Annotated in this window: 20 protein-coding genes and 1 pseudogene; 13 read left to right on the top strand and 8 right to left on the bottom strand. The window is 36.0% G+C overall.

Annotation, left to right across the window (positions count from 1 at the left end; translation table 11 throughout):
- Position 1: 1 nt before the first annotated feature.
- From E5329_RS02935 to E5329_RS02900, 8 genes are all read right to left on the bottom strand, one after another.
- Positions 2-2,026, bottom strand: coding sequence for an FtsX-like permease family protein (locus tag E5329_RS02935; protein ID WP_135988091.1), 2,025 nt, complete (start codon positions 2,024-2,026; stop codon positions 2-4).
- On the bottom strand, positions 2,013-2,783 hold the full coding sequence (locus E5329_RS02930) for an ABC transporter ATP-binding protein (RefSeq protein ID WP_135988090.1): 771 nt from the start codon (positions 2,781-2,783) through the stop codon (positions 2,013-2,015). Before E5329_RS02930 ends, E5329_RS02935 begins: the two co-directional genes overlap by 14 nt.
- Before the next feature lie 266 nt (positions 2,784-3,049).
- A complete protein-coding gene (locus E5329_RS02925; protein WP_275442952.1) occupies positions 3,050-4,054 on the bottom strand; it encodes a sensor histidine kinase in 1,005 nt (334 codons plus the stop codon).
- Entirely contained in the window at positions 4,051-4,713 is a 663-nt protein-coding gene (locus E5329_RS02920; RefSeq protein WP_135988089.1) for a response regulator transcription factor, read from the bottom strand. Before E5329_RS02920 ends, E5329_RS02925 begins: the two co-directional genes overlap by 4 nt.
- On the bottom strand, positions 4,710-4,898 hold the full coding sequence (locus E5329_RS02915; protein WP_334295737.1) for a helix-turn-helix domain-containing protein: 189 nt from the start codon (positions 4,896-4,898) through the stop codon (positions 4,710-4,712). Before E5329_RS02915 ends, E5329_RS02920 begins: the two co-directional genes overlap by 4 nt.
- A 323-nt stretch (positions 4,899-5,221) precedes the next feature.
- On the bottom strand, positions 5,222-5,485 hold the full coding sequence (locus tag E5329_RS02910) for a hypothetical protein (RefSeq protein ID WP_135988088.1): 264 nt from the start codon (positions 5,483-5,485) through the stop codon (positions 5,222-5,224).
- Between the two features lie 495 nt (positions 5,486-5,980).
- Positions 5,981-6,430, bottom strand: a complete 450-nt coding sequence (locus tag E5329_RS02905; RefSeq protein WP_135988087.1) for a CYTH domain-containing protein — start codon at positions 6,428-6,430, stop codon at positions 5,981-5,983.
- 189 nt (positions 6,431-6,619) lie between these two features.
- Positions 6,620-6,844, bottom strand: a complete 225-nt coding sequence (locus E5329_RS02900) for an alpha/beta-type small acid-soluble spore protein (RefSeq protein WP_016288208.1) — start codon at positions 6,842-6,844, stop codon at positions 6,620-6,622.
- Between the two features lie 892 nt (positions 6,845-7,736).
- Here E5329_RS02900 and E5329_RS30370 point away from each other — a divergent pair.
- The 13 genes and pseudogenes from E5329_RS30370 to E5329_RS02835 form a co-directional block, all read left to right on the top strand.
- Positions 7,737-7,952 (top strand): annotated as a pseudogene (locus E5329_RS30370) (TnpV protein); the annotation flags it as partial.
- Positions 7,953-8,003: 51 nt separating this feature from the next.
- Positions 8,004-8,372, top strand: a complete 369-nt coding sequence (locus tag E5329_RS02890; RefSeq protein ID WP_275442950.1) for a ParM/StbA family protein — start codon at positions 8,004-8,006, stop codon at positions 8,370-8,372.
- Complete coding sequence (locus E5329_RS02885; protein WP_135988085.1) at positions 8,317-8,700, top strand: hypothetical protein; 384 nt, start codon at positions 8,317-8,319, stop codon at positions 8,698-8,700. Before E5329_RS02890 ends, E5329_RS02885 begins: the two co-directional genes overlap by 56 nt.
- Positions 8,701-8,808: 108 nt before the next feature.
- The gene (locus E5329_RS02880; RefSeq protein WP_135988084.1) at positions 8,809-8,991 is read left to right on the top strand and encodes a DNA-binding protein; all 183 of its coding nucleotides are present in this window, start codon (positions 8,809-8,811) and stop codon (positions 8,989-8,991) included.
- A complete protein-coding gene (locus E5329_RS02875; protein WP_135988083.1) occupies positions 8,988-12,173 on the top strand; it encodes a helicase-related protein in 3,186 nt (1,061 codons plus the stop codon). The genes E5329_RS02880 and E5329_RS02875 overlap by 4 nt, the downstream gene beginning before the upstream one ends.
- 35 nt (positions 12,174-12,208) lie before the next feature.
- On the top strand, positions 12,209-12,931 hold the full coding sequence (locus E5329_RS02870; RefSeq protein ID WP_135988082.1) for a DUF4391 domain-containing protein: 723 nt from the start codon (positions 12,209-12,211) through the stop codon (positions 12,929-12,931).
- Positions 12,932-13,026: 95 nt separating this feature from the next.
- Positions 13,027-15,675: an N-6 DNA methylase gene (locus E5329_RS02865; protein ID WP_135988081.1), complete on the top strand. Its 2,649-nt coding sequence runs from the start codon at positions 13,027-13,029 to the stop codon at positions 15,673-15,675.
- Positions 15,665-16,609: a ComEC/Rec2 family competence protein gene (locus E5329_RS02860; RefSeq protein WP_135988080.1), complete on the top strand. Its 945-nt coding sequence runs from the start codon at positions 15,665-15,667 to the stop codon at positions 16,607-16,609. Before E5329_RS02865 ends, E5329_RS02860 begins: the two co-directional genes overlap by 11 nt.
- A 41-nt stretch (positions 16,610-16,650) precedes the next feature.
- Complete coding sequence (locus tag E5329_RS02855) at positions 16,651-18,675, top strand: site-specific DNA-methyltransferase (RefSeq protein ID WP_135988079.1); 2,025 nt, start codon at positions 16,651-16,653, stop codon at positions 18,673-18,675.
- A 15-nt stretch (positions 18,676-18,690) separates the two neighbouring features.
- A complete protein-coding gene (locus tag E5329_RS02850) occupies positions 18,691-21,783 on the top strand; it encodes a restriction endonuclease (RefSeq protein ID WP_135988078.1) in 3,093 nt (1,030 codons plus the stop codon).
- Between the two features lie 17 nt (positions 21,784-21,800).
- A complete protein-coding gene (locus E5329_RS02845; protein WP_135988077.1) occupies positions 21,801-22,616 on the top strand; it encodes a hypothetical protein in 816 nt (271 codons plus the stop codon).
- Between the two features lie 42 nt (positions 22,617-22,658).
- Positions 22,659-22,883, top strand: a complete 225-nt coding sequence (locus E5329_RS02840; protein ID WP_135988076.1) for a YdbC family protein — start codon at positions 22,659-22,661, stop codon at positions 22,881-22,883.
- Positions 22,884-22,889: 6 nt separating this feature from the next.
- The gene (locus tag E5329_RS02835; protein ID WP_135988075.1) at positions 22,890-23,075 is read left to right on the top strand and encodes a hypothetical protein; all 186 of its coding nucleotides are present in this window, start codon (positions 22,890-22,892) and stop codon (positions 23,073-23,075) included.
- The last annotated feature ends 6 nt before the right edge of the window (positions 23,076-23,081 follow it).

The raw sequence follows: 23,081 nt of genomic DNA, 5'->3' as shown, positions 1-23,081 counted from the left end.
CTTAAACCTCCAATTCTTCAATTTGTTTTTCCATAACCATATGTTTACATGACAGGTAAGTGGCAATGAAATATCCACCATACACAATCAAGAACATCAAAGCAGTAACGCCAATATTTGTAGATATGTGCATATTTAGAAATTCTTCTACAATCGCTGTGATTTTTCCAATTCCAAAGGCTGAAAACATTCCTGCAAGCAAAAGCGGCGAGGCAAAGAATATCGCTATCTGCTTGAATAAAGCTCCTAAAAATAACCGGCTATCCGTCCCCAGCTTTTGTAATAACCCGTATCGGTAAACATTATCTGCGGTTTCTGTCAACTGTTTTAGGGACAGCAGCGCGGCGCATATCAGCAGAAACACCAGCCCGATATAGCAGCATAAGAATACCAGCAACGCGCAGGAGCCATAATACATACTGCTCAACATGATTTTTTCAGTATACCGATACCCCTCTGTTTCCCATTCCAGCCCAATCGGTATCATTTTCTGCAATATTTCATCTGTATTTATACCGGGTTTATACTGTACTAACAAAATATTCATGTCTTTTGTTAAAGACGCAGCGACATGATCGGGAACAATAAAAGTTCCCCTGTCGTTATTGCCTACCGAAGTCATCAAAACGGTTTCACCCAGCGGCTTCTTCCCACCCGGTTGTAAAATTGTCCCATTCAAGCCAATTTCCGTACAGGACTGCAAAAATGAATCAATATATCGTAAAGTACCTTTGTAATTACAGTTCAAGAGAAATTCATCATCAGCAAGATTTACGGGGGCTTTCCCCTGTGCTGCTAATGCACGGTTAAAATCTGAAATGGAAACTACCGAAACACCCACTTCGGAAATATCTTCGTCAATGTGCCATAAGTTTAAGTTCTGCCCCTCAAATAAATCTCCATAGGTTATTTCTGCTTCATAAAAACTGATCTGCGCTATGCTGTCTGCATAGATATCCATATCCACGTCCCTTGATTTCAGATATGCCGCAATGTCTGTTTCTCCTGCTACATCAATATCCGCAACAACATTCAGATCATAAGGAAGAGCAGCCTTAGACGTTTCATTCATGGTTAAAGCAGAACTTATCCCCACGGATATACCACAAATAGATATGGTGAGCAAAGCGCATACTACGCTCATAGTCATAAAATCTGTCTGCACTTTACTTCCAATCTGTCGGCTTAAAAAGGTATTCAGCCCTTTCAGATAAATTTTTCTGTTTGCCTGTATCGCTGTAAGCAATACTGCCGATACAGAAAAGAAGAAAAGTGCTGTTCCTGCTGCTAATAAAACTATTGCAATCTGAAACCATGAATTTTCGCGGCTGGGAAGTATACCATAGTGCTGAATAATCACGCCGGAAGAAACAATACAAAGGATAGAAAGCGCGGCTAAAGAAATTTGCGCGGCTTTGTTCCTTAGTGCCATGACTTCATTCTTCCTGCTGGCGGTCAACAGGTCAATCAGCTTGACCGAAGAAACCGTGCGCACATTAAAAATCATAACAATCAGAAAAATCAATACAAAACAACCGATTGTATTTTTCAGCGCACTTATGGAAAAAACAGTCTGAAACTTACTCATATCTATTGCAAACAGGCGTAAAGAAAATATGGAAAGTCCCTGTGACAAAAGCAGCCCTAATATAAGCCCAAACACAAGGGACAGAATACCCACGCATAAAGTTTCCCCTGCAAAAATCCTTGATATTTTCCCTTTTTCCATTCCTAACAATGTATAAATCCCTAATTCCTTTTTCCTGCGTTTTAAGAGGAACTGATTTGCATACAGGATAAGAAATGCAAGCACAACAGCCACTACAACAGATAGTGCAGAAAGCAATATCCCTAATTGGTCGGAAAGTAATTGCTTTGTTGCGTCAAGATCATTTAATGCTGGCTGGGTCTGAATGGAATTGAAAGCGTAAAACATACTTACCGAAACCGTAAGCGTCAGAAAATAAATCATATAGTCCTGTATGTTTTTGCGCACATTGCGAATAATCAATTTACCCTCTGTCATTGGTTTCACCTCCCAATACAGAAACTATCTCCATGATTTCCTCAAAAAATTCTTTCCGTGATTTTGTCCCACGGTGAATTTCATTGAAAATTTTACCGTCCTTAATAAAAAGAATACGACGGCAATAACTGGCTGTGAAAGAATCATGCGTTACCATGAGGATTGTTGCAGAAAGGTTTTGGTTCAATTCTTCCAACATATCCAAAAGCATATGGGAAGAACGGGAATCCAACGCGCCCGTAGGTTCATCAGCCAAAACAAGAGCCGGATTTGTTACCATTGCACGGGCGGCGGCAACACGCTGCTGCTGTCCGCCGGACATTTGATAGGGATATTTTTCCAAGACTTCCGTGATATTCAATGCCCTTGCAATTTCCTGTACCCTTTTATCAAGTTCTTTTGCTTTTATGCCGGAAATGGATAGGGCAAGGGAGATATTCTCATACGCAGTCAATGTATCAAGCAGATTAAAGTCTTGAAAGATAAAGCCCAGCTTTTCGCGCCGAAAAGCCGACAACTGTTTTCCGCGTAAAGTAGTAATGTCTTTTCCCTCAACTAAAATTTTTCCGCTGGTTACTGTGTCGATTGTGGAAATGCAGTTCAGCAATGTTGTTTTACCAGAGCCGGACGCACCCATGATACCGACAAATTCCCCTTTGTGGGCAGACAGGGAAATACGATTAACAGCTTTGGTAATGTTTCCTTTGTTTCCGTAATATTTTTGAATGTCAGAAACCTCTAAAATCGGGGTATTCATAATTTTGCTCCTCCTTAATTTAGCTAGACTCAAGAAAATGCTTCGCCTTTTCTTTCGTTGAACTATCAAATTTGCAAATTTGATAGTTCATATTGTACATTCAGAAATTAAAATGCGCCATTAAATAAGATTACATTTACATTACCGAAATGTAAGGTTCCGGGGAGAAAAGAAGCAGACATTTTTCATGCCTGCTCGTACAATCCCGCTTTGCAGGATATTCCTATGTCATACAATAGAATCCACGCTTCGCGAGTCTTCTATTGTCATGAATAAAGATTTTCTTTGGGGAACATGATTTTTACGGTTGTCCCATTTTCAAGGCTGCTTGCCACCGATATTTCCATATTCATCTTATGGCATAATTTCCAGCATAAATATAATCCAATACCTGTTGACTTTCCAAGTTTGCGCCCATTTTCCCCGGTAAAACCTTTATCAAAAATCCTCGGAATATCTGCTTCGGTTATACCAATTCCATTATCGGAAATAGAAAGGCTGCACCCGTTATCAAAAGAACTCCCCTCAAAAGTGATGATTAGATTTTCTTTTGCATATTTAACAGAATTAGCTATAATCTGCCCTATAATAAATACACACCATTTCCGATCGGCAAATACTGGAATATCCAAATTCTCAAATACAGGTCTGCCGTGGGCTTCAATGATTTGTTTGGAATAGTTTTTCAACGCTTCCTGTACCAATGTTTTCAAAGTTGTCTTTTCTATCTTAAAATCTTTTTCCAATGTTGTGCTTCTCGCATAGAAAAGGGCTTGTTCTACAAAATGGTCTATTTTATTCAATTCATCATCTATGCGGATTGTAGAAATATTTTTGTCATTCTCAATGATTAAATGGGCAGAGGTTATCGGCGTTTTTATTTCATGTACCCACATTTCGATATATTCCCGGTATTCTTGATTAGTAGCCCCCGCTTCCGCTAACTTATCATTCATGTACTTATTAGACAGGCGTAGAATTTGATATAACAGTTTCCCGTCAAGAAATCTCGGCTTTTCTGCAAGCTCTGCTAATAAAGTCTTGTCGTCAAGTCCGTCAAATAAAGCCATAAATCCGCAGTAATATTTCTTTTTTCTTGTGTAGTCCCATAACAACGCTGCAAGAAAGGAAAACCCGAATATTATTTCGATATAAATAATAAATTCATAACGCAATCCCATTAACCAAAGAAGCCCCATAGAAAAAATAACAGCTACCAAAAACATTACAACAGAAAAAAGGCGGTCAATTATATAATCGGTCAGTTTCATACTTTGTACCCAAATCCACGTTTTGTTTCTAAATAATCGGGCGTACCGATCTCCGATAACTTCTTACGCAATCGCACAATATTAACATTGAGTGTGTTTTCGTCTATAAATTCGTCGCTCTGCCATAATTCATCTATGATCGCGTCACGCGGTATCACATTGCCTTTGTTTACAACCAGTAAACGCAGTATGCCAAGTTCATTTTTTGTTAAATCTACCTCTTTATCCCCATAAGAAGCAGTAGCCTTTAGCAGATTGATTGTCAGCCCTTTATGAATAAGGACAGAATTAACCTGTGCTTCATAAGTCCTTTTTAATATTTTTTGAATACGCGCTATCAATACCTGTGCGTTATAAGGCTTTGATATAAAATCGTCTGCACCGATATTTAGGCTCATCAATTCGTCAAAGTCTGTATTTCTGCTTGTCAGAACGATAATCGGAATATCCGACTGTTTCCGAATCTCATGGCATATCGTATAACCGTCTTGATATGGCAAGTTTATATCCAGCAGTACAAGGTCTGCTTCCGCTTTCAAAATATGGTCTGCAATATGTGCGAAATCAGTGCTGCTTTCATAAGCATACCCATATTTCTGTAACAGAACGGACAGCTCTTTACAAATCTCTGTTTCATCTTCAACAACAAATATTTTCACTTTCTGTTTTCCTCCCGTTTCCTTTTATCTACTGGCTTTTCAGCGTCCTTTGGTATCAGCCACAAGCGGCTGAATTTTGCCACGCCCGGTATGCGGTTTTCCTCACATAGCTTTTGTACCCGTCTTTCTGAAATGCCCCATTTCTTCGCCGCTTCCGGGGCAGAAATATACTCTAACATCTTCATTCACCCTCACTTTCTATAAGTTCCATCACTATAATTATATGCGGTTAGCCGAATAAATTCAAGAAATTAAATAATACTTGATATTTCCCAAACTTCTTTGTAGATAGACTAAGAAAAACTTTTTTGGAATTTTTCTCAAAGCTTCGTTAAAATTGCCTTGTACGGTATTGTAGGTAGTGAGAAAACTATCAAGAGGGTTTGGGATACTTCCCAACAAGCAAATCAGTCCGGCAAGCTATATGGGCGGGCAGATTTACGGAAAAGAGTACTCTTTTCCTATGATTGCTCCGAAACTTATTTTTTTCTTTGATAGCTTAATCCGTTCATTTCCATTCCAGCGGTGGTGCTGCATTCCCGACAAAAGGAGAGGGATTAGGAATGTGGAAGGGAAAGGAAGGGGTATTTTGTATATCTGTATTTCTTTTCTCTTTATTTAGTAAATCAGTATTTAGTATATCTTTATTTAATTGCATTGGATTTTCCGATGTCGGATAATCCGGTATCGAAAAATCCAATATCGGGTTATCTGGTGTCGGGTTTTCCAATATCGGGCAAATTCGCTTGTGATTCTCTTGGAAGGCTGCCATAGCTTCAGAGCGTCTTTTGCTTGGGGTATGTTACGCAATAGAACGCCATTTTGCCGGGGTTAGGTATAAATCCTTATCTCCTGCAAAAACACGTCCGCAAAGCCGCTTGTAGCAAGGCTCTTTTGGCTTCTATCGCGTAACATGAGGGTATAAAAAAGCGGCATTCCTGCTCTTCCTGTTATGGGATAGAGAAACGCCGTGTCTGTGTCATATTCAGTTTTCATTTATTTTTTCAATGCTGTGCTGATATTGGGGCTTGCAGGATTCCGGGTGACATATCAAGGCTCTTCCCTTAAAAGTAGTAAATTGGTAGTAAATTCGGCTTGAAATCCTACTTGTATGCCCGTAAATCAAGGCTTTTTTGAGATAATCAACCATTTTCATAAGATAATTTTTGCAGTAAAATTGGAACAATACCGAATGCTGCATAGACTTAGGTAACGTTAAGAAATAACTTTTGAATCGTGCGCAGGATTTTTCTTAACAGTTCCTTGTTCAATCAGTAAAACGGCTTAATGTGCTGTTATGGTATTTTTCGGAATAAGTCACATCTTCTCCGAACCATTCCGGAGGAAGAAAATGATTCGCTTCTTCTTCTGTTGCAAACTCCACCTCTGCAAGCGTCAGAGGCGCCAGTTCTCCTTCGAAAATATCCAGCTCAATGGTATGGGAGGGAGGCAGCGGAATCAGGTATCTCTTTTTTGTAATAAGAATGCCGTCTGCTTTGGAACGGAGATGAAAATAAGCCTCTTTGGTAAGGGGCAGGTTATATTCTTCCCGGACCATCAGGCCTTTGGATTTGTAGGTAAGATAATATGTTTCATCCTGCATGCGGATGCGCACTACCGGATCAGTGCAGAGATATCCTTGTTCAATTTGGTGAAAAGGAAAAGAATTCAGGTTGTCCGGCAGTGACTTGATTAAATATTTGCGTTCAATTTCCATAAAAATATCCCCCCCTGGATTGCATGGGTATACTTGGAATAGAATAACATTCCTGTGAGTTAGATTGTAGCATCAGGCGGATGCCTTGTCAATGCAAGAGAATCCAATATAGAAATTCCCCTGCTCCGGACTTTGCCAAAGCAGGGGAATTTCTATATTGGCAGCTTGTCTGCTTATTGGCAGCAAAGATTACTGCTGTCCGCCGGACATCTGCTGTTCCTGTTTCATAATCATCTTCTTAACCATTTCTCCGCCGATAGAACCAGCCTGAGCAGAAGTTAAGTCACCATTGTAACCTTCCTTCAAAGGTACGCCGATTTCAGATGCAACCTCCTGTTTGAAACGGTTCATTGCCTCTTTTGCCTGAGGCACTGCCATTTTACTTGTGTTAGAACCAGAATTGCTGTTAGCCATTTCGATTCACCTCCAAATATTTTTCTTATTGTTTTCTTTCTGGCAAGAACATCATTCCGAAATGGTTCATTCCTGGGAATGATGTCCGCCTCGAAACGTTGTTGCTTACCATGGTGTTATTATCTGCAATGGAAATAAAAATATAATGGAAAATATTATGTTTTCTGGTTGAAATTGGAAAGGAAGTTAGAAACTATCTTGGCATTGAGAATGAAGAGGAAATACGCTATACTGAATCACATAGATAAGGATTTGTAAGCTTTTTCCATAAGTTTTCCCTATTTTTCAAGGCTTTACGCTATGCCAGCCTCAAAATATGTATCCTTTTCCCTTGTTTTTGCCCTCATGGACCAGTCACAAGGGAAAGTTTTTCTTATTCAGTTTTAATGAGGAAACGGAAGAACAATATCATTATGAAGTATCCTATGAAATTATGCCAGGAGATGATTTCTTAACTTCCTTTGCAAGGGTTTAAGCCACTTTTGGTTTTTAGGAGAAGTATCATAACTTATCGCAGAATAGTGTAGTTTGAAGAAAAGTTGGTGTCAAAAATGGTGTACAAATCTGACTGATGAAATGATGTATTTATGTGAAGAAACGAATTAAAATTGTTATTCACAGGAAGCACAATCTATGGAGAAGAATTATCTGATGTAGTGGCAGGCATACAAGTGTCTGTCATTTTTATTGGAAGCTATAAATTGGATAGCAGAAACGGAGGAAGTGAAAATGAGCAGAGAAAAATCAATATTTGAACAGATGGGCGGTACTTACACAGAGAGACGGTATTTTATATCCTAATATCCGTGTTACAGAAGCAGAGCAGGATACCTTTTCGGGAAAATATGGAGATTTATGGAAAAAGTATCTGAAATAAAACCAGCCGGACAGATATTATGGTTTAGTTCGTACAGGGCAGTTGAAGCAAAAGGCAGCGGAAGTAAATGAGGAAGCTAACGAACTGTTGGACAGGATTATGCAGCAGTATTTACAGAAGCATAAACCGAAGAATCCAGATTCTACAATGGAAATGTGGTGGCTTCGGGAACAAGCTAAGGCAATGGCAGAGGAAGTGATTCTTCATGATCTTGTCTACTGTTATCACTAAATTGAAACGAAAAGAGAGGGAAAAATTATGGTGAATATAAGAGAATATAACATGATTGGAACATTGATATTAGGAATTGATCATGGATATGGAAATATCAAAACAGCACATAGGGTATTTCCAACAGCACTGATTAAGAGTGAGAAAGCGCCAACTTTCAGTAAGGATTATCTGGAGTATGACGGATATTTCAACATTATCGGGGAAGGTCATAAGAGCTTTATCGCTGAAAAGCAATCAGATGATGATAATTATATCCTGACGCTTGCGGCAATCGCAAAAGAACTGAGTGCAAGGGAATTAACATCTGCTAGAGTACATCTTGCAGTAGGACTTCCGTTGAAGTGGGTGCAGGAGACAGTATATGCAGGAGAAAGAGCAGAAGCATATGGAATACAGGCGTACCATGCAGGATATTGAGGAAGCAAAACAGTACATTGATGATTATGAGGAATGGCGAGAAGAGCCGGAAAAAGCAGATAAATCAGCATATGTGACAGAAAATTCGGAGAAGGTTCGGAACAAAGAATCAGAAATCACATCGGGAGCAGACAAAAAGAGTAATGGTGATATTTCATTTTACGAAGCATTTTACCGCTTTCAGGCAGAGCATGATGTATCTGAAAATGATGAAGAAATCTTTTACGGAAGTGTTTTTCAGGAGTTCAATGAACAATGGCAGGGGAAAAACCAAGCTTTTTCAGGGAAAAAATCAGAGGTAATCAGAGAGGAAAAAGTAGAGAAATAGGGAACGATGATTTTTAGCAAGATAATTTATGAAATTAGTAACATTAAATAGGTAATTGCTTTTGTTCCGATAATGGAATATAATGGGAAGTGGCAGGAGGTTATGGATATGGAGTATTTAACAACAGTAGAAATGTCTAAAAAGTGGAATATTTCTTCAAGGAGAATTATTACACTTTGTATAGATGGAAGGATAGATGGAGTGATTAAGAAAGGTAAAATGTGGCTAATACCTGCTGATGCAAAGAAACCTGCTGATGCAAGGCGTAAAAAGGAGAAAACGGCTGAATGACAAATGTTATTAATTCAAATGAGCAGATGATTGAGAAAATTAACGAAGTTCTTCAGAATAAGAAAAATGCGGTAGTTAATATCGTCAATGATAAGCTGACGATAGCGGTGTTTTCTTTATTAGAAAAAAATTTGCATAACGTAAAAGAGATAAATTTTGTAATACGTGATGTAAAATTTTTGCCTCATCAGGCAGAGATTGCGCATGAATTTGAAATCAACCCTACGGATATATTATTTAATTCATATGATATTACTGAGAAGAATAAACTACAGCATTTTTCAAAAGCTCGGAATATGCATGATTTTATACAGAAACATGTTAATATTCGTAAGGTAAACACAGGGATTCGTATTGGTGGGAATGTTCTGATTATTGATGAAGACTTCATGATCCAAGGCTCATCTTCATTGGAAGTATCTAAGAAAATGAGCAGAGAATCATTTAATAATATTAATTTTGACACTATTTTAAATGGTAGCGCTGACAGAGAGCAGATATTAGGCGCATTAGACATTTTTAAACAAATTTGGTTTAATGAGCAAGTGTCTGTAGATTATAAAGAGGAATTGCTGGCTAGTTTGCGGTATGTATATAAAGAACATTCACCAGAATTTTTATATTATTTTACTCTGAATGAATTATTCGGAAATCAGTTGGACGTTGGTGTAGAACGATTTGAGAAGGACAGTACTAGATTTAAGAAAACTGAAATTTGGAATGCATTGTATGATTTCCAAAAAGATTGTGTTGTATCGGCAATCCGCAAGTTGAATACCTATGGCGGCTGTATCATTGCGGATTCTGTTGGTCTTGGCAAGACATTTGAAGCTCTTGCCATTATTAAATATTTTGAGATTGGGATGAACAGGGTATTGGTTCTTACACCAGCAAAATTGTACGATAATTGGAACTCATTTCGAGGAGATTATAAAGATTCATTCTTACACGAAACTTTTAATTACAGAATTATGTTCCATACTGATTTGTCCAGATATAGCGGTATGTCACGTTCAGGACAGGATTTAAAAAAGTTTGACTGGGGATTGTATGATCTTGTTGTGATTGATGAATCTCATAATTTTAGAAATCGTAACGACAGATATGATGAGAATGATCAACTTATTATGACACGTTATGCAAGACTGATGCAAGATGTTATTAAACATGGTAATAATAATACAAAGGTGCTTATGTTATCAGCAACACCCGTTAATAATAGTTTGGTTGATTTGAAAAATCAGATTAGTATTATTACGGGGGATAAGGACTATGCTTTCGCAGAAGAGGGTATTTCCAGTATAGACAATCTCTTAAGAAAAACCTCTGCTTGTATCAACGCATGGGAAAAACAACCTGCACATAAGAAAGAAGAACTGTTAGATAGTTTACCATCGGATTTTTATAAATTGCTGGAACTTATGACAATTTCCAGAAGTCGAAAGCACATTACAAATTACTATGGCAATAATGGTGTAGGACAGTTCCCCAATAAGAATGAACCAAAAACGTTAAATAGTGATATTGACACCAAGGGGGAATTGCTTAATTTTAAGGCAACGAATGAACTGTTGGAGGCTCTTATTTTAAGTGTATATACGCCTACAAGATATATCAGAGAAGATTGTAAAAAGATATATCTTCAGAAATATTCATTAATCGGAAAACATGGCGGGCGAATGGAGTTTGATACACAATCCAGAGGCATGATTATTTTACATAGATTTAATCTCTTTAAGCGGCTGGAAAGTTCTGTGTATTCGTTTGAGGAAACATTGCGCAGGCTTTTGGAACGTATTGAACGAACAGAGCAATTATTATTAAGAGGAAGCGGACAGCTTGACGAGGAGAATGGAGAACTGGAAGATGAAGAATTATATTTGGAAGGAAAGTATGAGATAGATGTAAAGCATCTTCGTGTGGATGATTATTTGGATGACTTGGCAAGCGATAAATATATTATTCAACAAATCCATAAGAATGCGAAACGGATTTTGGATGAGAGGCGAGATCAGAAATTACAAGATCTTCGAGAGATTCTTATCAATAAAGTAACAGAAACTCCTTATAATACAGATAATTGTAAAATATTGATTTTTACGGCATTTGCTGATACGGCAGATTATTTGTATCGTGAACTTGCAGACTTTATAAAAGAGTATGGTATATATACTGCCTGCATTACGGGAAAAGATATCCGATGCAATAATCGTAATGTGGATGCAGATTTTAATTCCGTATTATGTGCATTCTCTCCGATGTCAAAAATGAAAAGGGAGATTCCGGTAGAGGAACGGATTGACCTGCTGATTGGTACAGACTGTATATCAGAAGGGCAGAATTTGCAAGATTGTGACACGGTGATTAATTATGACATTCAGTGGAATCCGGTGTCATTGATTCAGAGATTTGGTCGTATTGACAGAATTGGGAGTAAAAACACGAATATTCAGATGATAAATTTCTTTCCGGCTATGGAACTGAACGAATACTTAGGCTTAGAGCAACGGGTGAAAGGAAAGATGACAACTATGAATCTGGTTTCGACGGGTGATGAAGATATTCTGACTCCTGAAATGAATGATTTTAATTTTAGAAAGCGGCAGTTGGAAAGATTACAGCAAGAAGTGATTGATATTGAAGATGCCAGTGAGAATCTTTCGCTTACAGACCTTAATATGAATGAGTACCTAAATGAATTATCAGAATACATACATTCAGTGCCGGAGATTAAGAAAATTCCGAGAGGTATTTATTCGGTTACAGACAGTGAGCATAAGGGAGTGCTTTTTTGCTTTAAACACCGTAATGATATGGACAAGCCAAAGTCAGATAGTTCTTTGTATCCATACTATCTGATTTATATATTAAATGATGGTACAGTATTATATGGTAATGGGCAAGCCAGAGAGGTAGTAAAACAGTTCAGAAAATTATGCTATGGTAAAAGTGTACCTGTCATGGAATTGTTTGGAAAATTCTTTGAGCGAACAAAGAACGCTACAAAGATGGAGTTCTACTCAGAGTTGCTAAATAAAGCGATTCGATCTATTAAGGGAGAGGAAGAATCCAAGGCTGTTCAGATGATGTTTGATTTTGGTGGATTTAACAATGCATTTGCAGAAGAGACTGCTGATGATTTTGAGCTGGTTTCATTTTTGGTTGTGGAAGATTTCTCTTAATATGTTGCAGACTATTTTTATGGGGTAGGAATGTCATGTTTAATATACCAGAACATTATAAGATTGATGTCAAACTGGCTTTGAAAGACTTTATACCGAAAGATTTAAAGCCAGAGGATAAAAAGCGTATTAAAGATGCGGTCAAAGAAGTAAGACTTATGTATCAGATTGCAGGGGAAGAGATTCGATCTGTAATTAATGATGAATACAGATGTGAGGTGGTTCAGTTTTATGAAATGGAACTACAAAGTATCAAAGTAGCACCATATTTGGCATCTGTTTATCAGAATCTGATTAAGCCGTTATGTGTCTTTCATATGCATGATTCACAGCATGAATTGTATTCATTCGCAATGAAGCGATTGAATCAGACTGACGAGAACCAAATAGTGGTTGAGCATAGCGTTCTAACAGAGAGTTATCCAGTGGGATTGCCGGATGATGGAAGAAACAGACTACTGAAATATTTGGATTATGTGCAGATAAAAAATAAGACAAACAAGATAAATTTGTATAAGGAATGGTATTATAGAACTTATATGATAATGAATGAGAGCGCATATTCCGGTACGGAGCTTATTTTAGATGGAAATGGGTGGTACGATAATAAACATATGGAATTGTTGTATACATATTATAAGAAACTGGTTGATGCAAGGGGCATGTTGAAAAAGGCAGTAACTGGTGCTGAAAAGATGAATCTGAATAAGGAAATTAAAGAGGTTATTCGGAGCATGGATGATATTAATATTAAATGATTTTGTCATCATGTAAGAACGAAAATATAATGGAGTTACTCTGTAAAATAATAAAGATTAGGAAGTAAATATTTGCTAAAAAGGAGAAATTAGTGATGGGTAGTACTTATATGAAGAATGTTCTTAATTCATTGGGGTATAGTAATGAACATATTTTCGAGGGTTATTCAGTTCAAATAAATGGAACATCTGCTATAAAGTTTGATTATGTTGCATTTAGTGATAAATATTTAAAAGATATATCAACTTCATGTATTGCAATGCAGAGAGTAAATGATGATAATGAGGAAGCGAAATATATTGAGGGAGCAAAATATTTAGCAGCTCCTATACTAGTTATTTCTAAATCGGATAATGTGCGTGTTTGGAAAATAGAACCTGACAAAAATGAACTCTTAAATGATGCTCAGGAAAATATAGTTTATTTATATTTTGAGAAAAATAGATTTGAGTTTATGTCAGAAAATTTGATTGCTTCAAAAATGGGATATAAACAGTTAAATATCTTTGAAGCATTAGGATTGATTGACTTTTCAAGAAAAGCAACATGCAAAATTCTAAGTGAAGAGTTTGAAAAAGGAATAACAGCAGCAAAAACGTATTTGGAAAGCATAAAAAAGAATAATGAGCGGGATATAAATAATGTTACCAGTATTACAATGCATATTATTTCTGCTTTAATCATAAACAGCAAGGTATATAGTAATGAAAAAATGCCAAACATATGGCAGCTTTTTGACAAGTTGTCACAAACATATAAGGAATATTTTGATGACAAGCTAATGAAAAAATACGGAAAGAATCTTCCTGATAAAATATGTGAGAGTTTGGAATGCAGCATTAATTATCAAAGTGTAGATCATGAGTTATTAGGCTATTTCTATGAATCAACGCTTTTACAACTTAATGAATCCAAAGCAAAAAATATTAGAAAGGAATTTGGAATTTATTATACACCAAAAGTATTGAGCCAAGAAATTGCCGCTCACATACCATTTGAAAACATTCCGGTTGATAATAGATTTGTTTTGGACGGGACATGTGGTTCCGGAAGTTTGTTATTAAGTGCATGTAAAAGGCTTGAAGATTTAATTAGCCTTGAAAAAGCGGACTTTGACAGGCATGAGTATTTAACAAATATGATTCAGGGGTATGATGTAGATAAGTTTGCTTCGGAAGTTGCAAAGTTGTCATTACTGTTATATAGTCTGCCGTATGGTAACAAGTGGAATATTAAGACGGGTAATTTGCTCCGTATGAATACTTCTGAAATTCGGACGCCTTATGTTATTTTAGGAAATCCTCCATATAGAGAAATAAGAGGGGATAGTGAGAGGATACAGAAAGCGGCAGCGTTTGTAGATAAGTATTTGGGGCTGATACATGATGGTGGATATATAGGAATTGTTTTGCCTGAAAGTTTCATGCAAAATGACAGCTGCAGTATGCAGAGGGAACGGTTATTGAATGAGTTGGATATATTGGAATTATGGATGTTACCGGGGCAAATATTTGAAAACAACTGTTCTACAATGGTACTGATTGCCCAGAAAAAACAAGTAGATAAGGAGAATATTACTAAAATAAAAATGCTGGCAAGAAATAAATATTCTGTGAGAAGGTACTTTAAGTGCAAAAAATGGGACTTTGAATTTTCGGTAAATATTCAGTCTAAATGGAAAAGAGACAGAGAAATGAAAATATCACCAGTTGAAAAAATACTTCAGAAAATTGTTGAAAATACCAAAACAATAAACGACATTACCGAAAATGGCACAGGAATTATGGCACCATCTTATATCCTTTCAAAACAGAATCACGATGGTTGGGTTCCTTATATTGCTAATGCAAAGAATTTTAGAAGATATGTTATTTCACCTGAGATGGATAGTGTACAATTTTTAAATTATGCAATGGCAGAAGAGGAGGAAAAAAGAATACAAGGGAATTATGGAGGATTTAGACTGCGAAGAGATTTTGAATATATTTATTCTTCGGAACGAAAAGTATTGGTAAAAATGTCATCAACTCCAGGTGAAATAGAATGTATCAGTGCATTTGTGGATGAAAGCCGACGGTATCCTAGTCACTCATTTTTTTGTTTGATTTCTAATGATGAAAAAATATCTGATTATGTAATATGTGCATTAATAAATAGTAAATTAATTAATGCTTACATGCGGCGGGAATGTGTAAAGCGGACATTGACGACAAAAGCAATCCGTAGTATACCGATTCCAAAATTTACAGAAGGTCAAATCAAAGAGATAGAAAGTTACTATTGGGGAATAAAGGATGCATATTGCTCAGATGATGAAAAAATGGTAAATGAATTTCAGAATAAGATTGATGATATTATTTTTGAAGCATTTGGATTGGCTTGTGAGGAATGTGATCAGATTAGAAAATTATTTGAGGTATATAATGGTGTTGAAAATGATATTGAAAAAAATGAAATTGTACCTCAGAAATATTCCAATGTTTCCGGTGAAGTAGAATGTATCAATATAGATGAAATGTATTGTCTTGTTTATCTGGCAGAGTTTGGTGAGCAGAAAATAGCAATAACCAGTACGATGCCTGGATGGTTCTTACGGGAAAATGCAGAATTTTCTGCTAAATATTACGAAGGGAAATTGTTTGATATAAAACCATTGGCATATTCGTATCTTAAAAGCGAGGACATCATTGAAATGTTAAGTAATGATTTATCATCGAGCAGGGAGGATAGCCATGTTAAGTGATGGAGAGAAAATAAAATTTTTAGATGTTGGTCATGGTGACAGTGCAGTTATTTATATGAATGACTTCCATTTAGGTGGAGTTAAGACTATTGTTATAGATATTGTTGATGCAGATAAATTAATAAATGAATTGGTTCAAAGTGAGATTAAAATAGTTGATATGCTGATTATTTCGCATATGGATGCAGATCATTGTAGAGGTGTTAATGACTTTTTGGAGAAATTTGCCATACGGGGTGTTATAAAAAAAATATGCTTTAATTTTGACAGAAGAAATCCGACACAGACGATGGAGCTCATTTTAAAGAGATTTTTGGAACTTTATCATAAGCAGAGAATTACCATATTAAGAGGAATAAATGATACCGATTTACAAAAACGTGAATTAGTCTCAAATAATACTACAAAATTTTCATTGATTTATCCGAATGTGGCTGAAGAAACAGAAGCCCTTTTGCATAAAAGTACAAATGATATGTCGATTGTATGCTTGTATGAAAATGAAGTGAGCAAAATTATCTTTACAGGTGATTTAGAAAATAATGGTTGGAGAAGATTATTAGAGCGTATGCCTGAATTGGAATGTGATATTTTAAAGATGCCACATCACGGTGCATTTTATAATGACGAAAATGGAATGGGTACAGAACATATATTAGATATGTTGAAACCACATATTGCAATCATATCAACAGGTGAAAATAAAAGGTATAGACATCCAAGTAGTGATACTATCAAGTTACTGAAAGAAAAAAATGTGGAGATTTACTGTACAGAGTTTACAAGCTTGTGCCACTGTGATATGGATTCACTTTCACGAAAATGTTATGGTGATGTGGAAATTGTTGTAAGTGATTCGGATTATGCGGTAAAGCCAGAATGCAGTAATACGTCATCATTATCGTGCTCTGCTTGTGGAGTAAATGTTGGGTAGTGCAAAAAATGGCAAGATTACTAATGGGAGGTTACTATAGAATGGAGTACAGTAAGATACAGCAGAAAATCAATGATGTGGTAGATGATAATGTAAAGAAGTTGGCACAATTATTTCCATCAGCAGTTAAGGATGGAGAGGTTGATTTTGAGGCATTAAAAGAAGAATTAGGACAGTTTGCAGAGGTGGATAGTGAGAAATATGAGCTGACGTGGGCTGGTAAGAAGAATGCAAAGAAGATCGCGCAGGAAGATATTGTTGGAAAGACATTGAAATTTATTCCGGAGGACAGTAAGAATGCAGATACTACGGAAAATCTTTATATTGAGGGGGATAATTTAGAAGTATTAAAGTTACTGCGGCAGAATTATTATGGTGCGGTTAAGATGATTTATATTGATCCACCGTATAATACGGGAAATGATTTTGTGTATAATGATTCCTTTGCAATGGAGCAACTTGAAAGTGACATAGCAGAAGGAAATATTAGTTATTTTGGAGAACGGTATACTGTAAATAGTAAATCTAAAAATAGATATCATGCAAATTGGATGAATATGATGTATCCGCGTATAAAAATAGCAAAAGATTTAATGACAGATGATGGGGTTATTTTTATTAGCATTGATGAAAATGAAGTATGTAATATTAAAAAAATGTGTATTGAGATATTTGGAGAAGAAAACTATGCAGGTGAAATAATTTGGAAAAACAGTAGCAAGAATGATCAAGCATATGTGTCCATTCAGCATGAATATATAGTTTGCTTTGTAAAAAATAAAGATGCTAATAAAGGTCTTTGGAATGAAAAAAAGGAAGGATTAGAAGAAATATACAGTGCATTTGAAGACTTTCATGAGAAATATGGGGATAATTGGGAGGAGATTCACAAGGAGGCACTGAATTGGTATAAACAGTTTTCAGAATCTAATCCTATATGTGCAAGCAAACATTATTCATGGATGGACACCAATGGAATTTATTTTCCTTCCGATATTTCAGGACCAAATTATGGACAATATAGATATGAGGTGATTCATCCGGTAACGGGTAAAGCAGTTAAAGAGCCTTCTAGTGGATGGCGTTTTCCAAAAGAGACAATGGAAAAGAAGATTGCGGAAGGAACAATTCACTTCGGGAAAGACGAGAAGACTATTCCTAATAATAAAACTTATTTAAAAGATACAGAAATGCAAAGTCTTACAAGTATTGTTTATAGAGATGGACGTGTAGCATCTAAAAATTTAATTGCATTAATGGGAGATAATTATTTTACTAATCCAAAAGATGCTGATATATTAATGAAATTGATTAATGCAATAGGACTAAGCGATAAGGATATTGTATTAGACTTCTTCTCTGGATCGGGCACAATGGCAGAAGCTGTTATGAATTGTAATACGAATGGAAAAAAACTTAAATATATTTTAGTTCAGTTGAGAGAAGATTTTGATGAAACTAGGGAAAAAGTGGACGTTAAAGCAAAAAAAGTTATAGATCGTTGTATAGATTTTTTGGATGAATTAAAAAAATCACATTATTTAAGTGAAATCGGAAAAGAGCGAATACGACGTGCAGGAGAACAGGTTAAGCGAGAAAATCCAGAAGCTGATATAGATATTGGATTTAAGGTATTTCGTGTTGCAGATACTAACATTAAGTGGAATTCACTAATGGATGCAGGGCAGCTTGATTTGGCACAAATTGAAAGTACATCTGACCTTGTAGATTTCATGCCAGGAGCCAAGGATATAGATATTGTTTATGAATTGATGCTCAGACAGCGTGATGTGGCGTTATCAGAAACTTTGGAATTGTTATCTGACATTGGAAATCGTACATATCTTTATGCAAGCAGTTATTTGGTGTGTCTGGAAACGGAAATTACTGTCGAGCTTGTGAACAAACTGGCAGAGATTGATCCGCTGCCGATTAAGTTTATTTTTAGGGATTCTGCATTTAAGGATGATATTGCATTGAAAGATGAAACATTCAGAAGATTAAAGGCTCTTATAGAAAAAAATGCAGGAAACAGTAAAGTCACATATACGGTAGAGTTTATTTAAGGGAGACAGAAGATTATGTCAAAACGCATTACATTCCAATTTGATGATGACCTAGATTACCAGTTGCAAGCAGTCAAGTCTACAGTCGAATTGTTTAAAGGATTATCCAGACAAGTGGATGGTATCTATCGTCCTAATCGTACTCGTAAAATTGGTGAAGGTGATCCGGTAAGAAACAATGATATTGTAGTAGGTTCCAGATTATTGGAGAACTTAAGGCGTGTACAATTACAGAATGATTTGTTTGCGGATTCTGCATTAGCAGAGGGCAATAATTTTACGATAGAAATGGAGACAGGTACAGGGAAAACTTATGTATATCTTCGAACTATACTGGAATTGTATAAAGAGTATGGATTTAAGAAATTTATGATAGTAGTTCCGTCTATTGCCATTCGTAAGGGTGTTGAAAAGTCAATGGAGCAACTGCTAGACCATTTTAAAAGGTTGTATGATGTAGACTTATCTAAACACAGCTTTATTTATGACAGTAACAATCCCAAGCAGGTCAGCTCGAAACTGGTAGAGAGCAATGATTTAAGCATCTGTGTAATGAATATTCAGGCATTCAATAAAGACACGAATAAAATAAGAACAGAAGATGAATATGGACAGATTCTTTGGGAAGATATCAAATATATTAAACCGATTATCATTATTGATGAGCCACAGAAAATTGAAGGTACAAAGAGAAACAAATCCAAGTCCTTAAAGGCAATAGAGGAATTGCAGCCATTATTTACTTTGAGATATTCAGCTACCCATAAACAGTTGTATAACCAGATTTACAAGCTGGATTCTTATGGTGCATATCAGAAAGATTTAGTAAAGAGAATTGAAGTAAAAACAGTACATGGAGTGATTCCGAAGGATTATCCATATATCCGTTATTTATCGTTTACTTCTGATTTGAGGGCAAAAATTGAGATATTTTCACAGGAACAGGGCGGTATAATTCGTTTTAAAACGTTTCAGGTTGGTGGCGGAGTATCTATTGAAGAACTGTCCGGAAACCTTCCTCAGTACAAAGATATGCGTATTGCAGAAGAGCCTCATAAGTTAAAACCATTGCAGGTTGCAACAAAAGAGAAAATAATAGAGTTGGAACAAGGACATAGTACATATGAGATTGAAAAAAATGAAGCAGTGCGCATCCAAATAAGACTTGCGATTCAGAATCATTTTGTAAAACAGATGAATATTTTAAGGACTGGCAGGAAAATCAAGACGCTTACATTATTTTTCATTGATTCTGTAGATAAAGTTAGAGATACTACAGCTCCCGATGGCAGAGGGGAGTATTTAAGGATTTTTGATGAAGAATATAAGAAATATGTATCACAAAATGCGGTTACGATTGAGAAGTTTAAGGAATACTTTCCTGATCATATGAATGTGCAGTCGGTGAGAGAGGGTTATTTTGCCTTAGATGCCAAGAAAAATGTGGTAGAAATTGATGGATGGGATTCATCAGTTGATGAAAACAACTTGAAAATTAAGGCAAAGTCTCAGGAAGATATTGATCGTGGCATTAGTCTGATTTTGGAAAAGAAGGACGAGTTAATATCTTTTGAAGAACCACTTGCATTTATTTTTTCCCATTCAGCGCTTCGGGAAGGTTGGGATAATCCGAATGTATTTACGTTGTGTACATTAAAGTCAGGCGGCTCTGAAATAGCGAAAAAGCAGGAAATTGGAAGAGGCTTAAGGTTGCCAGTAGATATTACAGGCAATCGTTGTTTAGACCGTAGAATCAACGAGCTTACTGTTATTGCCAATGATTATTACGATCACTTTGCAGCAGCATTACAAAAAGATTTTAATGATAATATGAATTTTGATAAGAACGAAGTAACTGCTGAGATTCTTATTTCAACATTGAAGACTGCCGGAGTTCCGCAGGGAAAAATCACACCGGAATTAGTAGATGTATTGAAACAGGAGCTAATTTCCGCTGGTGTTATGAATGGAGAAAACATTTTAAAAAGTGCACCATCTCAGATTACAAAACTATTTGATAATATGATTTTTGTTGATGATACGCTCTATGAACACATGGAGAAAATTAAGCAGCAGTTTAAAGAACTGATGATACAAAAAGGCACCAAGAAGATTGAGATTCGTAATGGTGACAATGAACCGCCGAAAAATAGAGTAAGGGCTTTTGTTTCAGAAGGTGAATTTCAACAGATTTATTATGCTCTAAGAGAAAATCTTACGAAGCGTACCATGTACAGATTCAAAATAGATAAAGATAAATTTATTGAAGACTGTGCTTTGGAAATCAATAATTATCTTATGTTTATGAAATCAAAAAATGAATATAAAGTGGAAGTTGGTAAGGCAAAATTTAATGAATCTGCAATGTTCGTAATGGAAGATGTATCTTATGGGGCCAAGGAACTGGAAGTTGAGATTGATTCCGATCCAAAGAGCGATTTTGAGATTGCAAATTATATCATGTACCACACAATGCTGCCAAGACTTGCCATATTTAAAATTATTCATGCTGTTAAGAAGAGGGAACTGTTGAATAATCAGGATATTTTAGATACAGTTACACAAAAAATCTTAAAGATGTTGAGTGATATAAAAGCAGCAAATATTACATCCTATGAAGTGATAAACGGATATGAGCTAGACAGTAGAAATATCTTTGAACTTGATACAATCAGCGAGGAAGATTTTAATGAGGAATGGCGGGTATTTCAAGCAAACACAAATCGCAGTTCTGCAATGAATGAGTACTACAAGATGGATAGTAAAGGTGAGAAAGAGTTTGCCCAGAAGCTTGAGAATAACCAGAATGTATTGTTGTTTACAAAATTGAAGAAGGGTGGTTTTATTATTGATACTCCTTATGGAAATTATTCTCCTGACTGGGCGGTTGTATGTAGGAAAGATAGTTTGAACAGTCCGGAATTGGGCATTTACTTTATTGTTGAAACGAAAGCAGATAAGCAGGAGGTTAATTTACAGGAAGTAGAACAAAATAAGATTCGGTGCGGCAAGCTGCATTTTCAGGCAGTAACTGAACAGATAAGATTTGACTGGGTAAATAGCTATGAGGATTTCAGACAGAAATTCGGAGTTGCGGAAAGTGAGTAGGAGAATGAGGAATATATATGTTTTCACCAATAAATCATTTTGAAATTAATAGAAATGGCGTGAGTACAAATCAGGATTTTATATCTTTGATAGAATTGCTTACACAAATTAGAGATTTTCTCAATGAATTAGGATATTTAGCTTTTGGCAGAGATATGTCTGTTTTTAGACAGACAGGAGTAGTAAACGGCAATCTTATTCTTGATTCTGCAACAAGGACTATGGAGAGCATTCGTTTTTGCTGTATGAATGCTAATTTTGCAGATGCATATTCTTTGTTGCGTAAATATCGAGGTGACTTGTTTTATTATGTGTATCTTTTTACAGTATCGAATAATAGTGATTTTACTCAGTGCGTTGATGTACAGCAATTAAATGAAGATGAGAAGAATATTTGGGATTGGGTACATAATCAGCAAAAGGATTTGCATATAGGCTTTGTTTTAAAGTGTATTGCGTCATATCCAGCCGCAAGAAAGGCAGTAAAGGAATTTCAATTAAAGGATTCATCTGATAAGCTTGCAGATAAACTAAATAATTATGTGCATTCCAATGGGTATCGGTTTTATAATGAATCATACAACCGATTGGATGTAAAAAACAAAATAAAAGAGGAGTGCAAGGAGTTTGGTAAAGCAGCGATTTTTATTACAATTTCATTTTTGTTCTTGGTGGTGTTAATAAAACCATTGCTTATAATGTCATCTGACTATACAGATTATCTGGATGTCGGAGATACGCCGCCAGACGGTTCACAGTATTGGGTTGCACCGTTTGTATCAGACTTTTTGATTAATCATAAGAATGTATTGGATGATAAGTGTGATAGTTAACTAAGAGAAAAAACAGGAATGCAGATTTAGTGGAGGTATATTATGGCAGATATTAAATATGATATCTTGAAAGAACTGGGAGTGCTTTCCGAGAGTGCTAAGGGATGGAAAAAAGAATTGAATCTTATCTCGTGGAATGGAGGGACTCCCAAGTACGATATTAGAGATTGGGCACCTCAACATGAAAAGATGGGAAAAGGAATCACTTTGAGTAAAGATGAAATAAAGGAACTATATAAAATTCTAGGTAAGATTTTAGAAGAATAGAATTGGATGGTGATTTTATTGAGAAGGTCAGAAGGCAGGGAAACATTTTATAGATTGTTAGAATGGGATAAAGGACAAGCGGCATCGGAAAGGCTGGCAGCATTGATTTTAGAGCAGGAGGGGGTTCGTGATATTGATCCTTCACATCCATTAGGGGGAAAAGATGGTGGAAAGGATATGCTGGATACATAGAAACAA

Origin of the sequence: Petralouisia muris (genome assembly GCF_004793545.1) — a bacterium.
In the GTDB taxonomy this organism is placed as follows: Bacteria; Bacillota; Clostridia; order Lachnospirales; family Lachnospiraceae; genus Petralouisia; species Petralouisia muris.
Note: the sequence above shows the minus strand (reverse complement) of the source record. Positions and strands in the feature narration are given on the sequence as shown.

Bases quoted from the DNA above. Each gene is read 5' to 3' on its own strand.
- E5329_RS02855 (WP_135988079.1), top strand. From the start codon at position 16,651: ATGGAGTACAGTAAGATACAGCAGAAAATCAATGATGTGGTAGATGAT.
- E5329_RS02835 (WP_135988075.1), top strand. From the start codon at position 22,890: ATGGTGATTTTATTGAGAAGGTCAGAAGGCAGGGAAACATTTTATAGA.
- E5329_RS02905 (WP_135988087.1), bottom strand. From the start codon at position 6,430: ATGGAAATTGAACGCAAATATTTAATCAAGTCACTGCCGGACAACCTG.
- E5329_RS02860 (WP_135988080.1), top strand. From the start codon at position 15,665: ATGTTAAGTGATGGAGAGAAAATAAAATTTTTAGATGTTGGTCATGGT.
- E5329_RS02870 (WP_135988082.1), top strand. From the start codon at position 12,209: ATGTTTAATATACCAGAACATTATAAGATTGATGTCAAACTGGCTTTG.
- E5329_RS02930 (WP_135988090.1), bottom strand. From the start codon at position 2,783: ATGAATACCCCGATTTTAGAGGTTTCTGACATTCAAAAATATTACGGA.
- E5329_RS02890 (WP_275442950.1), top strand. From the start codon at position 8,004: ATGATTGGAACATTGATATTAGGAATTGATCATGGATATGGAAATATC.
- E5329_RS02885 (WP_135988085.1), top strand. From the start codon at position 8,317: ATGCAGGAGAAAGAGCAGAAGCATATGGAATACAGGCGTACCATGCAG.
- E5329_RS02845 (WP_135988077.1), top strand. From the start codon at position 21,801: ATGTTTTCACCAATAAATCATTTTGAAATTAATAGAAATGGCGTGAGT.
- E5329_RS02915 (WP_334295737.1), bottom strand. From the start codon at position 4,898: ATGAAGATGTTAGAGTATATTTCTGCCCCGGAAGCGGCGAAGAAATGG.
- E5329_RS02880 (WP_135988084.1), top strand. From the start codon at position 8,809: ATGGAGTATTTAACAACAGTAGAAATGTCTAAAAAGTGGAATATTTCT.
- E5329_RS02840 (WP_135988076.1), top strand. From the start codon at position 22,659: ATGGCAGATATTAAATATGATATCTTGAAAGAACTGGGAGTGCTTTCC.
- E5329_RS02925 (WP_275442952.1), bottom strand. From the start codon at position 4,054: ATGAAACTGACCGATTATATAATTGACCGCCTTTTTTCTGTTGTAATG.
- E5329_RS02935 (WP_135988091.1), bottom strand. From the start codon at position 2,026: ATGACAGAGGGTAAATTGATTATTCGCAATGTGCGCAAAAACATACAG.
- E5329_RS02865 (WP_135988081.1), top strand. From the start codon at position 13,027: ATGGGTAGTACTTATATGAAGAATGTTCTTAATTCATTGGGGTATAGT.
- E5329_RS02910 (WP_135988088.1), bottom strand. From the start codon at position 5,485: ATGGCAGCCTTCCAAGAGAATCACAAGCGAATTTGCCCGATATTGGAA.
- E5329_RS02850 (WP_135988078.1), top strand. From the start codon at position 18,691: ATGTCAAAACGCATTACATTCCAATTTGATGATGACCTAGATTACCAG.
- E5329_RS02900 (WP_016288208.1), bottom strand. From the start codon at position 6,844: ATGGCTAACAGCAATTCTGGTTCTAACACAAGTAAAATGGCAGTGCCT.
- E5329_RS02875 (WP_135988083.1), top strand. From the start codon at position 8,988: ATGACAAATGTTATTAATTCAAATGAGCAGATGATTGAGAAAATTAAC.